The organism is Ruminococcus sp. RTP21484sp1_RTP21281st1_A8_RTP21281_210402 (assembly GCF_040914025.1).
Taxonomy (GTDB): Bacteria; Bacillota; Clostridia; order Lachnospirales; family Lachnospiraceae; genus Blautia_A; species Blautia_A faecis.
In genome coordinates, this window is the sequence record NZ_JBCPGE010000077.1 from 1 (window position 1) to 12,489 (window position 12,489).

13 protein-coding genes, 5 tRNA genes and 1 pseudogene are annotated in these 12,489 nt (G+C 44.2%); 11 read left to right on the top strand and 8 right to left on the bottom strand.

What is annotated here, in order from left to right; all coding sequences use genetic code 11:
* Position 1: 1 nt before the first annotated feature.
* From AB5170_RS21680 to AB5170_RS21700, 5 genes are all read left to right on the top strand, one after another.
* Positions 2 to 77 (top strand) — tRNA-Tyr (locus AB5170_RS21680).
* Between the two features lie 41 nt (positions 78 to 118).
* Positions 119 to 191, top strand: a tRNA-Thr gene (locus AB5170_RS21685).
* A gap of 21 nt (positions 192 to 212) precedes the next feature.
* A tRNA-Met gene (locus tag AB5170_RS21690) sits at positions 213 to 286 on the top strand.
* A 5-nt stretch (positions 287 to 291) separates the two neighbouring features.
* Positions 292 to 364, top strand: a tRNA-Phe gene (locus AB5170_RS21695).
* Positions 365 to 435: 71 nt separating this feature from the next.
* A tRNA-Lys gene (locus AB5170_RS21700) sits at positions 436 to 508 on the top strand.
* Between the two features lie 338 nt (positions 509 to 846).
* Here the strand turns inward: AB5170_RS21700 and yedF are convergent.
* The 4 genes from yedF to AB5170_RS21720 form a co-directional block, all read right to left on the bottom strand.
* Positions 847 to 1,473: a sulfurtransferase-like selenium metabolism protein YedF gene (gene yedF / locus AB5170_RS21705; protein WP_368361885.1), complete on the bottom strand. Its 627-nt coding sequence runs from the start codon at positions 1,471 to 1,473 to the stop codon at positions 847 to 849.
* A gap of 169 nt (positions 1,474 to 1,642) precedes the next feature.
* On the bottom strand, positions 1,643 to 1,879 hold the full coding sequence (locus AB5170_RS21710) for a DUF3343 domain-containing protein (RefSeq protein WP_118583176.1): 237 nt from the start codon (positions 1,877 to 1,879) through the stop codon (positions 1,643 to 1,645).
* A 72-nt stretch (positions 1,880 to 1,951) separates the two neighbouring features.
* On the bottom strand, positions 1,952 to 3,895 hold the full coding sequence (locus AB5170_RS21715) for a serine hydrolase domain-containing protein (RefSeq protein ID WP_368361884.1): 1,944 nt from the start codon (positions 3,893 to 3,895) through the stop codon (positions 1,952 to 1,954).
* A gap of 113 nt (positions 3,896 to 4,008) precedes the next feature.
* Positions 4,009 to 4,161 carry a DUF6783 domain-containing protein gene (locus AB5170_RS21720; protein WP_325064571.1) on the bottom strand — a complete coding sequence of 51 codons (153 nt, stop codon included), beginning with the start codon at positions 4,159 to 4,161 and terminating at the stop codon, positions 4,009 to 4,011.
* On the opposite strand from AB5170_RS21720, the gene AB5170_RS21725 reads away from it, so the two are divergent.
* Together AB5170_RS21725 and AB5170_RS21730 are read left to right on the top strand one after the other, a co-directional pair.
* Positions 4,093 to 4,362 (top strand): DUF6783 domain-containing protein, encoded by a 270-nt coding sequence (locus tag AB5170_RS21725; RefSeq protein WP_325064570.1) that lies wholly within the window; start codon positions 4,093 to 4,095, stop codon positions 4,360 to 4,362. The two genes, AB5170_RS21720 and AB5170_RS21725, sit on opposite strands and share 69 nt — an antisense overlap.
* A 45-nt stretch (positions 4,363 to 4,407) precedes the next feature.
* The gene (locus tag AB5170_RS21730) at positions 4,408 to 4,833 is read left to right on the top strand and encodes a hypothetical protein (protein WP_173774283.1); all 426 of its coding nucleotides are present in this window, start codon (positions 4,408 to 4,410) and stop codon (positions 4,831 to 4,833) included.
* 82 nt (positions 4,834 to 4,915) lie between these two features.
* Here the strand turns inward: AB5170_RS21730 and AB5170_RS21735 are convergent, their stop codons facing one another.
* On the bottom strand, positions 4,916 to 6,106 hold the full coding sequence (locus AB5170_RS21735; RefSeq protein ID WP_173774282.1) for a metallophosphoesterase: 1,191 nt from the start codon (positions 6,104 to 6,106) through the stop codon (positions 4,916 to 4,918).
* 238 nt (positions 6,107 to 6,344) lie between these two features.
* Here AB5170_RS21735 and AB5170_RS21740 point away from each other — a divergent pair, with 238 nt between their 5' ends.
* Both AB5170_RS21740 and AB5170_RS21745 read left to right on the top strand, forming a co-directional pair.
* Positions 6,345 to 7,310 (top strand): SpoIID/LytB domain-containing protein, encoded by a 966-nt coding sequence (locus tag AB5170_RS21740; protein ID WP_173719533.1) that lies wholly within the window; start codon positions 6,345 to 6,347, stop codon positions 7,308 to 7,310.
* A gap of 207 nt (positions 7,311 to 7,517) precedes the next feature.
* The gene (locus AB5170_RS21745; protein ID WP_118583187.1) at positions 7,518 to 8,180 is read left to right on the top strand and encodes a hemolysin III family protein; all 663 of its coding nucleotides are present in this window, start codon (positions 7,518 to 7,520) and stop codon (positions 8,178 to 8,180) included.
* Between the two features lie 103 nt (positions 8,181 to 8,283).
* Here the strand turns inward: AB5170_RS21745 and AB5170_RS21750 are convergent, their stop codons facing one another.
* A complete protein-coding gene (locus AB5170_RS21750; protein WP_148463437.1) occupies positions 8,284 to 8,526 on the bottom strand; it encodes a GIY-YIG nuclease family protein in 243 nt (80 codons plus the stop codon).
* Positions 8,527 to 9,061: 535 nt separating this feature from the next.
* Entirely contained in the window at positions 9,062 to 9,919 is an 858-nt protein-coding gene (locus AB5170_RS21755; RefSeq protein WP_118583191.1) for a M23 family metallopeptidase, read from the bottom strand.
* Positions 9,920 to 10,212: 293 nt separating this feature from the next.
* Between AB5170_RS21755 and AB5170_RS21760 the strand changes: the two genes are divergently transcribed.
* Positions 10,213 to 10,620 carry a hypothetical protein gene (locus AB5170_RS21760; protein ID WP_226837975.1) on the top strand — a complete coding sequence of 136 codons (408 nt, stop codon included), beginning with the start codon at positions 10,213 to 10,215 and terminating at the stop codon, positions 10,618 to 10,620.
* A gap of 153 nt (positions 10,621 to 10,773) precedes the next feature.
* Here AB5170_RS21760 and spoVT read toward each other — a convergent pair whose 3' ends face one another.
* Positions 10,774 to 11,322 carry a stage V sporulation protein T gene (gene spoVT, locus AB5170_RS21765; protein ID WP_173717488.1) on the bottom strand — a complete coding sequence of 183 codons (549 nt, stop codon included), beginning with the start codon at positions 11,320 to 11,322 and terminating at the stop codon, positions 10,774 to 10,776.
* A 582-nt stretch (positions 11,323 to 11,904) separates the two neighbouring features.
* On the opposite strand from spoVT, the pseudogene AB5170_RS21770 reads away from it, so the two are divergent.
* Positions 11,905 to 12,489, top strand: a pseudogene (locus AB5170_RS21770) (GGDEF domain-containing protein); the annotation flags it as partial.

Below are 12,489 nucleotides of genomic sequence, written 5' to 3' on the forward strand. Positions count from 1 at the left end.
GATTCCCGAGTGGCCAAAGGGGACAGACTGTAAATCTGCTGGCGATGCCTTCGAAGGTTCGAATCCTTCTCCATCCATTTGATGAATATAATTCATCTGTTGTAGCCAGTGGTTACGTGCCGATGTGGCTCAATTGGCAGAGCAGCTGATTTGTAATCAGCAGGTTATCGGTTCGAGTCCGATCATCGGCTTTTGGTTTTAAAAGAATATATCGCGGGATGGAGCAGTCTGGAAGCTCGTCGGGCTCATAACCCGAAGGTCATAGGTTCAAATCCTATTCCCGCTACTTATGCCCAGATAGCTCAGTTGGTAGAGCAGAGGACTGAAAATCCTCGTGTCGCTGGTTCGATTCCGGCTCTGGGCATTTTAAATGCCGAAGGTTGTTTAGAAAAAAACTTGGCGTTTAAGATGTGAAATATATGACAAATTTAATATGGAGCATTAGCTCAGTTGGTAGAGCACTTGACTTTTAATCAAGTTGTCCGGGGTTCGAATCCCCGATGCTTCACTTCATAGAATGCCGGAAATTTTTATTTATGAGAGTTTCCGGTTTTTTATATTTTCTTATACTTCTCAAATAACTCTAATTAATCACAAGCATATGTCCCATTTATATCTTAATAAGATGTCTCAGATATGTCTCAAATCAGATATGTCTCAAATAATAGGAAAAATCCACGCTTTAATTTTGAAATTTTCTTAAGGCCAGAAATTTGCTTACTGAGAAAATTAGTGATTTTAAAGCGTGGATTTTCATTATTTAGAAGTTATTTAGAGAATTATAGGTTTATTGTTCACTGGTAATGTTCTGTAAGGTATTTTTGTGAACGGAGTAAACAGTAATTATTATGGGCGCACGATAGTTCCTGCGCTTTCCATAATTTCTACAATTTCGTACATATTAGTAACGCCACCAACTGCCAGTTTTTCTTTTAAACCATAGAAATCAAGGCAGGTACCGCAGGTGAGAATCTTTACGCCCTCGGCTTCCAGAGATTTCAGATCTTCCAGGGAATCGGAGTCTTCGCAAGTAAGGGATGCTCCGGAGTTGTAGCACAGAATGATCTCTGGGAGCTGATCCTGTTTGGTGAGAGCGAAAATGAAGGATTTCATAAGAATCTTTCCAAGCTGTTCTTCACCATTTCCCATGGTATTGGCGGAAAGGACGGCTACAAGACCATGTTTCTTGGAATCCGGTGTGCAGGCGGGAGCGGCGGATTCAGCTGCTGGTGTTGAGGTTGTGCTGTTTTCCGGAATCTGGAAGGTTACGGTGAAATCTTTCTCTGCTTTTTTCTCAGAAGAGACTGTAAAGCCTTTGCTGTTGCCAAATTTGGTAAGGTTCTGGACGGCAATTTCATTGTCAACGAGAATGATAAGGGTACCGCCATTTGTCATTTCTTCGGATTCTTTCTTTGCGTTTACAACTGGGAGTGGGCAGGCCATTCCTCTTGCGTCAAATGTTTTGGTTTCCATGTGTAATTCCTCCTACTATCTATATTGTATTTTTTTAATTGACATTTTTCAACAGACTCTATAATACAGCAAATATTAAGTAATGGATACTCTGACACAGTAAATTTTTAATATGTTGCGTGAGTAATGCTGAAAATTAATTCGTACTGCATTAGAGCCTGTTTAATAATTAAATTATACACTCATATATGCCCTCAGGATCCAGGTCTTGCTCCTGAAGTAGTTTCTCAAGGGCAGTGCGGCTTGTGGGGGGCGCACACCAGGAAAGTCCGCAGCTGGCAGAGATACTTCTTGGAACCGGAATCAGTCTTCCTGGAGCACCAGTGGCTTTGCAGGATTTCTCCATGGCGATGGCGTCGGTGGTGCAGCGAAAGGTGATGATTAAGCGTTTTTCCTGGGAAATCATGGGGTACCTCCTGATTGACCGCATATTTGGTCGTAAAAATTTTCTTGCTATTAAAGTGCGATATATGGTGCATTACAAACTTTCTGTAGAATAGGAAGTGGTCGTTATTTCACTGGGTTCTGATGAGAGTTCTCCGCAATCTGATTCATTTAAGGATGAAACTGATCCCTGTTCCGGAGCCTCTTCAGCGGGTGTCACCAGATACCCATGCGAAACCGGTTCAATAGTCTGTTCCATTACCCTGTGAAGGAGCTCCAGGCCGCCTGTGCCCTTGAAGGCTCCATAGAGAAAGTTGTTGGAGATTTCTTCGGTGATGGATTCCAGACCTTCCATGATCATGCCTTTGCCTGGTGTTTCGTACCAGCGGATGAGAATTTCATCTTCGGGCAAGAAGAAAATGTTGATTTTTCTTCGAACACATTCTTCAAGGAAGGTGAAGTCCAGCTTCAGGACGGCGGTTCCGTTTTCATCTGTAGTGAAATCTCCGGAGGCTGCAATCAGATAGCTTTCCTCGTGGAGGGTAAGCCAGGATTCTTTGAATTTTCCAAGTCCTGTCGGGATGCTGTGCCATTCGCCGGATTCCATAAAGTTTACGGAGAAATTGCCTTTTTCACAGGCGAATGAAATCTTTTGCACACCTTCTGTCATATTATTGTGGAAAATCTGGATAAACAGCGGGAAAAGACCAATGCTCTGTGGAGAAAGTTCAAAAATTTTGCCATTAAGCTGTTGGGTGAACTGGTAAGGATTCGGTTCAGGAAGTCCCTTCATGTAATTCCAGATATTCGGTCTTGCGTTAGTACTGTGGCGGAGCCCAGATGGATTTTTTCTCCAGCCGCCTTTTCGGAGGGCTGGAAGTGTCTGAGGCGCGTGAGTGCCGTTTTCAAGCTCGGCAGTCAGGCGGTTCAGGAGTGTCTGGGCACATGGGTTTTCAGGCAGAATATCTGCAGGATGAAAGTTGCGCGGAAAATGCTTGCGGATAATGTTCAGCATGACGCAGTTCTGGAAAAGTTCGTTATTTCCAGCGTTTGTGACTACAACCATGTTCATGTCAGGGTAAACGATTACATTCTGACCAAGCATTCCATTGAATTCAAAGCTGCCTGGGCGGGCTTCCATCCACAGCTGGTAGCCATAGCCGAAAGTACCTTCAATGCTCTCCTTATGCTTGGCGGTGGAGACTTCAACCCAGAATTCCGGGATAATCTGCTGATCGTTCCATTTACCCTTCTGAAGATAAAGCTGACCTAATTTAGCCATGTCCTCAGTGCAGAGGAAAAGTCCCCAGCCGCCTTTGGTAATGCCCTTAGGGCAGGTTTCCCAGAAATAGCGGGTGATTCCAAGGGGAGCGAAAAGCCGCGGTTCCAGGTATTCGGTAAGTGACTGGCCGGTGCGTTCCGTGACGATGGCGGACAGAACGTAGGTATTCAGGCTGTTGTACTGGAAATTTTTCCCGGGGGTGCCAGTGATGGAAGAATTCAGGTAGCTGGTGAGCCAGTCGTTTCCAGAGACGATCCCCGATTCATTGAAAGTGACACCGCTGGTCATTGTGAGAAGATTTTCTACAGTGACTTTAGGGCGGAAAATCTTGTTAAAGGTGTTCAGGTTCTTCTGGAAAATGTCGTAAATGTTCTCATCCAGGGAAAGCTTGCCTTCCTCAACCAGAAGACCAATTGCCATGCCGGTGATGCTTTTGCACATGGAATGGGTCACGTGCCAGATCCGGCTGCGGTAGGGGGCGAAATTGGCCTCGCAAACGACCTTTCCATTTCGGAGAACCATGAAATGGTGCATGTCTGTATAGTGTGAAGTGTCCAGATCCCGCAGCAGGTCGGCCAGCATGTCAGAGGAAATAACCTGGCTCTCCGGCGTGGCGCGGGGAAATGGCTGCTCGTATGGTTTGTCAAATGGAAATTTAGGCTTTTGCGGGAAGAAATCTACCCGGCTGGCTCCGTCCGTTTTTCCCAGAATAATGTTTGTAATCAGTTCTGCAACTGCAATCTGTTCTTTTGCCATAGGGTGCTCCTTTCTTTGGGAAAGCGGTAAAAGTTGTTGTTAGGGTTATTGTAGCAGTGGGGGACAAGTGTGTCAATAAGGGGTGAAATAGGGAAAATTTATAAAAAATGGTTCTATAGGTTGTATTGGCAGACATAAATATTACTAGAGCCTGTTTGAAAAATCATTCCCGCAATCTGCACGCCCCACTTTGCGGTATATTTCACCCGAATTCGGTTGCCGTAGCCCGCTACGGCGCCCTCATCCGGGCAAAATCTCCCACAAATTGTGACGCACATCTTGCAGAAAGCCTTTTTCAAACATGCTCTAGACCCTGCACAATCATGAAAAGTGCGCAGTTCGCAGATGAATTTTTTCAGGCATATTCTGGCGGCTGTTTGCTGTTAGCTGTCCGTGCAGTCTGCCGGAGGCAGAAAAAGTGCCTGAAATGGTACAAAGTTAATTGCATTAGGAGACAGCGGCGGTGATGAGCTTTTGGATTTTGGACAGGCATGACAAGAAGGAGGACCTTTATGAGATTATTGAAAAAATATTTCAACCGGGAAAATAAATTCAGTTTGAAAGAACGTTTCAATATGGTGATGACTGTGGTGACTTGCTTTTTCATGGGAGTGATGGGTGAAAATGGACGGGGTATGCAGGGAATAAAGGGACTGATTGGTGGAATCGGCGGACTGGCTGTAAGGATGAATGGATGGCTGAGTGTGGTGACTGGCTGGGAGCTGGGCGCGCATGAAGCTCATGGAATATATGAAAAAGGTGTAGTGGGAAGATTTTTCCAGGGAAAGATGCTGGAAGGAATAGATGTGGTGAAGCGTGGACAGGCTTTAGTGGAAAGGGCTGGGCTGCGAGGAAGAAGGGGAAATCGGATACGGGATGTTTCACATGAGAAGGGACTGCCTTGCATGGAACGATGGGTGTGCAGAGGCAGTCCGTAGGGGCATAATCGGTTGATTTAATGTAACTGTGAACTATGTTCACGAAAACATCTCGCGGTATAGTATCTGCGGAACAGTTATATTAATTGTTAAAATAAACTGTAATCGGACAGATTTCGCTGTTGGTGCCGACTCTCATGTTCGGCCCCCAGATTCCGGCTCCGGAAGTGACAATGTTGTGCATATTTCCTTTTCGAAGGTAGCCACAGGAATTTTCCCAGAATAGATGGATAATCAGGTTTCCGGGGAAAATCTGGCCGTCATGGGTGTGACCACAAAGGTCAAGGTCAACACCGGCAGCTGCTGTCTTGTCTAATTCTTTTGGCTGATGGTCAATGAAAATAATTGGTTTTCTCTGGTCCAGCGATTCGGTAAGCTGGGCCGGAGTGGCTCTGGAACCTTCCACTTTTTCGCATCGGGAGGCATCCCGGCGGCCGACAATATAAAATTTGTTGTCAATCAGAACAGATTCATCGTCTAGCAGGTGAATTCCTGCGTCTGTAAGAAATTCTTCCATTCTGGGATCATTGTAGTTATCTTCTGTTCCGCTGAAGGTGAAACCTGCCAGGATTGGTTCGTTCAGGTCGTGATTGCCCCAGCAGGCGTAAACTCCATATTTGGACTTAATTCCTTTTAAAATTTCTTTTAATTTATCTGGTTTGGAAATGGCGTCATATTCATTATCGAAAATATCACCTGCGATACAGACTACATCTGGATTTTCAGCATTAATCTTTTTCACAATTCGTTTTGCCTGGGCGGTTCCCATGCTGTAGCCGAAATGGGTATCAGCGAGAAGGACTATTTTCAGGGAATCCATGTCGTCAACTGTTTTTTCAACGTTTATCTCATAAGATGTAGTTTTCACATGGGTTACATGAAGGATTCCGTAAACACTGAGGCTGATGATCAGTATGGTGCAGATCAGGCCTGTGATGACGAAAGTGCTGCGGTGCCCGATAAACGGGGCATGGAATATGTATTTCAGTATCAGACGGCCAAAATCAACGACAGCGATTACCAGCAGAATATAGATGAAAGTTCCGAGAAAATAGTTACCTGTATGCTTGAGAATACGGTGCAGGTTGGCCGGCTTTTTGATGAGAAAGCCGGTGAGCAGGGCTGTTGCTAATATTATGTAAACTCCTATAAAGGAAGCGCGAAATGCCATTGTCTGAAAAAGTCTGTGACAGGCGCCCATCCATCGTATCATCCAACGGACAACGTATGCATTGATCAGGATGTATAGGGGTGCAAGAAAGAGTGCGGTCATGAAAAACCTCCGTTATATTTACTTTGAAAATTAGCAGTTACACGCTTTGTTACCGTGTCTGCGCAATAATGGGTACAGTATACTACGGTTAATAAGTTTTTGCAATTGTGCATATAATAGGGAGAAATGAGAGAGTCAGGAGAGCTGTTGCTTATGCGGCAAAGCGAGAAAGATTCCTGAAACCGGGAACATCAGGTATGCCGATTATTTTTAAGCAATGGCAAAGTGCAGGAAATATATGAGAAAATGGTTTCGGAGCTTTTATTCTTCAGGGCTGTTTATTCCATTCATTTTATTATTGCCGTATATGTGTACAATCGCCTTGAATGGGGCGGATAAAGCACTTTTACTGCATTCTCCGGGGGTGGAGGATATGGTTCCGCTGATGTTGCTGGTACAGATGAAAGGGGATTATGCGGAGGAAGCGGTGAAAGCTCAGGCGGTGATTGCAAGGTCGGAGGTGTACAGGCGGCTGGAGGAGGGGGAAAGTGAAGGAGAAATTCTGGATGAAGTAAGTGAAAGTATCGCAGGGAAAAACAGGGAAAGAAGAGTTGAGCAAATGACAGCTGCGACAGAAGATGAAGAGGTGTTATCCTTCCGAATAGCAGAATTAAATAGTGGCAGGAGTTTTGTTGTTGGATATGGAGGCGTTTGGAAATTACTGAGTGCGGTGGATAAGCTGCAGCAGTATGGAGCAGCGGCAGAGGCAACGGCCGGGCAGGTTCTTACATATAATGGAAAGCTGAAATTAGTTCCGTATCATGAGATCAGCAGCGGTAAAACCAGGGATGGGACAGAAGTTTTTCACAGTGCAGAATATGGCTATCTGAAATCAGTGGAAAGCAGTCAGGACAGGGAGGCTCCAGGCTATGTAAACAGTGCATATGTGCCTGCCAGTCAGCTTCCTGCGAAGCTGGTGGTCAAAAAGCGAGATAGTGCCGGTTATGTGACTGCGCTGACAGCTGATGGAAACTGGCTTGAGGGTGAGACTTTTCGACAGGGCATGCATCTGGCTTCCGCAGATTTTTCCGTGCAGAAAGTAGGAAAAATGGTACGCTTTTTATGTAAAGGAAAAGGACATGGGCTTGGATTTTCCCAGTATGGGGGGAATGAGATGGCGAAGAAAGGGAGTAGCTGGGAGGAGATATTGGAGACATATTTTCCGGAGATGGAGGTTGAGGTGGTGATGGAGATGGGAAGGTGAAAAATGTTGCTGAAAGTCAAAAAATTACTTTTATTATAAAAGTTTTGTAAAACCCCTTGCATTTTTCAAAAAAAGTGTTATAGTATAACACATACTTTATGATGTAGTAATTAAAACTACATGATAAAGTTTGCGAAACATTATAAACCTAGGAACCAGACTGATTTCTGGAAAAGTTACTTTGGAAAAGTTTTAGGAGGTGCTATCATGAAATTTAAATTAAAAGATCCGGGAAGTGCGATTACACATGGGATTGCTTTTCTTCTGGCAGCAGTGGGAGCAGCGCCTTTATTGATTCGCTCGTCAGAGTGGAGCGATCATATTCATATTGTGGCACTGGGAGTGTTTATTCTTACGATGATGCTGCTTTATGCGGCAAGTACTCTTTATCATTCCGTTGATTCTACGGCGAAGGTGAACCGCAGACTGAAGAAGCTGGATCATATGATGATCTTTGTAATGATCGCGGGAAGCTATACGCCGGTGTGCCTGATTGTTCTTCATAACAAGATTGGATATATACTTTGCGCACTTGTGTGGGCGACAGCAATTCTGGGAATTGTATTTAAGGCATTCTGGGTGACTTGTCCGAAATGGATTTCTTCTGTGCTGTATATTGGAATGGGCTGGTTGTGTGTGCTTGCGTTCATGCCAATTATTCATGCATTGCCTAAGGCTGGATTTGGCTGGCTGCTGGCGGGGGGAATTATTTATACGATTGGCGGTGTGATCTATGCATTGAAGCTTCCCATCTTTAATGCGAAACATAAGAATTTTGGGTCACATGAGATTTTCCACGTATTTATTATGCTGGGAAGCGCGTGTCATTTTATTGTGATGTATTGTTTTGTGGCGAATATGCCGATTTGATGATATGGTAAGGTAAAATATTAGTAATGAAGTTACCTGTAACAAATATTTTAGACGAAGTTTTTTAATAATTTTTAATATTTAGAAGGAACTGTGATCTCCTCTAAAATTCCATCAGGGCTAATTTTTTTGCCCGGGTTAATTGTTTGATTGCATATTCCCGGCTCATGGCTTCTTCTTTGGTGGCGTAGCCTTCGTAGTAGACAAGGGTTACCGGACGTTTGGTTTTGGTGTATTTGGCTCCGTTTTTGCCGCTGTTGTGGGCTTTCAGGCGCTTTTCCAGACAGTTTGTCCATCCGGTGTAAAGAGTACCGTCGGCACACTGGACGATGTAGGTGTAATTCATGGGGCTCCTTTTTGGGTTGTAAGGTGAAAGTTCTTAATGTTTTACTATGAAAGTCCCGGACGGCAGCCAAGAATGAGCCATGCTTACATGAGCGAATTATTGGATATCGGACGGGCTAGAGCGTATGAGTAAGTAGGGTGATAGCCCGGATTACGAATGCGGTCGGCAGCTGTGGGAGCGCTATAGGTGCGGAACAGCTGACTTTCATATATGGTGATGTCGCCGACAGGCGACATGTCCGTTTAGGAATTAAATAAATATTTATGTAAAGGAGTATCGTCATGCTGTTAACTGGCTGACAATGCTCCTTATTTTTATAAAAAGCAATCGGTAAGCTGGTATATTATTTGCAGTCCAAAAGAATACTATAGCGTGTCAGAATGGCTACCATGGCGGGTTCCGGGCTCTTAGCTGCCTGGAAGGACTGGAAAAAGCAGGTAGGATTTAGGTACCGACTGCGGATTTTCCCACCTGCTTTATTATACGTTGTTTTTTTACTTTTGTGAATGTTGATATTTCATGGACTGAATTTTTTTTACGGCAGATACGTGATCGGGTCGATTGGTTCTCCGTCTTTTTTCATGGCGAAGTACAGGTTACTGCCTTCTTCGCTGTAATAAATGGTAGGAGCTGCGACATAGCCTATGATGGAACCTTTGGTGACGGTATCGCCTTCAGCAACGTCCAGATCAGTAAGCTGACCATAGATTGCCTGGTAGCCGTTTCCAAGCTCCATGGTGACGGTAGTGCCAGTTTGGGCATTATTTTCAATCGAATATACGGTTCCGTTTACTGCGGAAACTACAGGGGCACCTTCCACTGCTTGTACGGAAATCGCAGGGCTCAGTTTATACTGATCCAGAGTTGGGAAGTAAACACTCTGATCCATGCTGTAATCAATGAGAACATGTCCGTTTACCGGCCACTCCATTAATGTATCTTCCGAGAAGTTGATTTCCGGTCCTTTGTGCAGGGAGATCTGGGCGTTTACGCTGGTACTTTCTCCAATGTCAGAGGAGCTGGAAATATCAGCGGTATCGTTAATGTCAGCAGAATTGGTTAAGTCCACGGTATTGTCAAGGCTTGCCATGTCTGTTGCGGATGAATTATCTGATTCGTTTATCAAAGACTCACTGTCTAGGATTCCGGTATCGGAAATTCCGTCCAGATCTGCTTCTACCATGTTAGTACCTGCTTCTGCAAGGGACGAATCATCAGTTGAGTTGGCTCCATCTGCTTTGGCAGTGTCATTTTCCTTGGTGCTTTCCAATGGAAGCACTTCCTGAATATGTTCTGGTTTGTTTGCAACCTGGTAAGCGGTCACTCCGAGAACTGCCATAACTGCAAGGAGAGCGCCGTTGAAAATAAATTTTGCTGTTCTGTTTTTCCTCATATTCTTTTCACCTCTACATACATTCTGTTCACAGCTGTTGTACCTGTCTGTATTTATAGGGTGTCCAGAAAATTGGAGGTTATTCATTAATTCATGAAAATGAGAAAATTTAAATTGGTGGCACTTATATAAGCGGCATGGTATAATAGGGGAAAACATGTGCGGTGCTGTGAAAAATAAATGATGTCGGCAGCTGTGGGAGCGCCATAGGCGCGGAACAGCTGACTTTCATATATGGTGATGTCGCCGACAGGCGACATGTCCGTTAAAAAATAATTTACAGGGGGTAACTTGTGGTGAAGATTACAGAGGAGCTTTTGCAGAAAGCTGATCAGATTCCGAATTTCTCAGATGGAGTCATTATGCCGGATGGGGATTACAGATTGATTGAGGAGAAGGGCCATCTTCAGACCATGATGGCGCTTTTGCCATATCCGGAGAAGGAGATTTGGAAGATGATCCCGGAGAATGATTCGGCACTGTTCTGGATGATCGAGAAGACAGGATGTGTGCTTACAGATTATAATTCAACTGTGGGTATGGTGATGACGCGGTCGCAGAAGGAGGTTTTTGATGCACTGGTTGCCCGTGGGATTATTTCGCCGGAGTATTTTGATATTACCAGGCAGAGGCAGAAGATGCGGGATCAGGGCAAGCAGGGTAGCACTGTATCTGAAGAGAAAACAGAACAGGATTGTTGAGGTATATAAATTCGAAAACTGCTGTACCATTTAATGGACTTTGAAGAGGGGCTAAATGGATACAGCAGTTTTTTAGTTTCTGTTCACTGGCAGATTGCGGGAATGATTTTTCAAACAGGCTCTATCGAGACGTTGACTGCAGCGATAACAAAATTATTGTTCCATCTGCCGTCCAAGAAACCCGGCAGCAGTCTGCGCCAGAAGCTTTTCGCTGGCACCGGGAATGTCTTTGTCGGTTTTTCCCATGAGGATGACACTGCCAATAGCATCTCCGGCGGCTATGATGGGCTGGATGACCTGGGATGTGGATGGAGCTGGCTGTTCATCCACCACAGGGACTTTGCCACGGTCTTTGGCACTAAGACATTTGGCTTCTCTGTCATTGATAACAGCTTCCAGCTGGCTGCTGATCAATTTTCCAATGAATTCCTTACTTCCCGGACCGGCAGCAGCTACTACCTGGTCGTGGTCGGTGATGCAGGAAAGCATGCCGGTGGAATGGGAGAGGGACTCGGCGTATTCTTTTGCAAAAAGGCTAAGCTCTCCGATTGGGGAGTATTTTTTCAGAATGATTTCACCTTCACGGTCGGTGAAAATTTCAAGTGGGGTACCTTCTTTGATTCGCAGGGTCCGACGGATTTCTTTTGGGATGACCACCCGGCCCAGATCATCTATTCTTCTTACGATTCCTGTGGCTTTCATTTATCTGTTCCTCCTGTACTTTATGATGCAATTGTGGGAAACAATTGACTTTTTTAAACACACTATAGAGCTTGTTTGTTTTGTGGGTTTCCATATTTTGTAGTGTATGGATAGTATGTGAAAATATGGGGGAATTATGCGCACGAGATGAGGTAATTTTTTTGCTCGTGACAATAAGAAGGTATCATATTTAACAGTTTTTGAAAGGCAATTAGGCGAGTATGATTGGTTTACATAACAAAAAAATCTTATGAGTTGCCGGCCAGGTTGTGAACGCTACTTCTTGTGCTTGTCACAAGAAGGTTCGTCTTTTTGTGCATCGCAAAGCGCATTACTGTGAATGGAGTGAGCAGTAACGAACGGTGTTACTGTTCACTGGTAGCATTCCGCGAGGCGTTTTTTGTGAACAAAGTTCACAGAAAACCCGAGAATTGCGGCGCGAAATCATGCGAATGCATGATTTCTGTGCATCGCGAAGCGCGTTACTGTGAACGGAGTGAACAGTAACCGAACGGTAATTTCGGAGAAAATTCATGCAAATTATGTATGGTTTACATATGGAAATTATGATAAAATATATTTATGAAGAAAAAAAAGCTTGTTTTTTTAGCGTTTGCAACCATTGCGATTGCATTATTGCTTGAAGCCGGAATTTTAAAGTATGTCAATGACAGTAATACATACAGGATGTCAAAAGTACTGCTGGATCGTGTTATCACCGTGCTCAATAAAAATGATGATAGTGAAAATGGACTCATCGAATCGCTAAAGGACGATTATATAGTAAGAGCAAAGGCTGTATCCTATATTATAGATGCAAAACCACAGGTGGAATATGATGTAGAAGAATTGCAGAAAATAGCAGATTTGATATTAGTAGACGAAATTCATCTGTTTGATAAAAACGGATATATCTACAGTGGTACTTTGCCTAAATACTATGGCTTCAGTTTTGACTCCGGAGAGCAGATGGAATATTTTAAGCCTATGCTTACAGATAAAAAGCTTACCATGTGTCAGGATGTTACTCCGAATACCGCTGAAGGAAAGGAACTGATGTATGCCATTACATGGAACGAAGCCGGTACCAGAATGATCCAGATCGGCATCGAACCAAAGCGTCTGCTTAAAGAACTAAAGCAAAACGAAATCTCCGCTGTAGTAAGT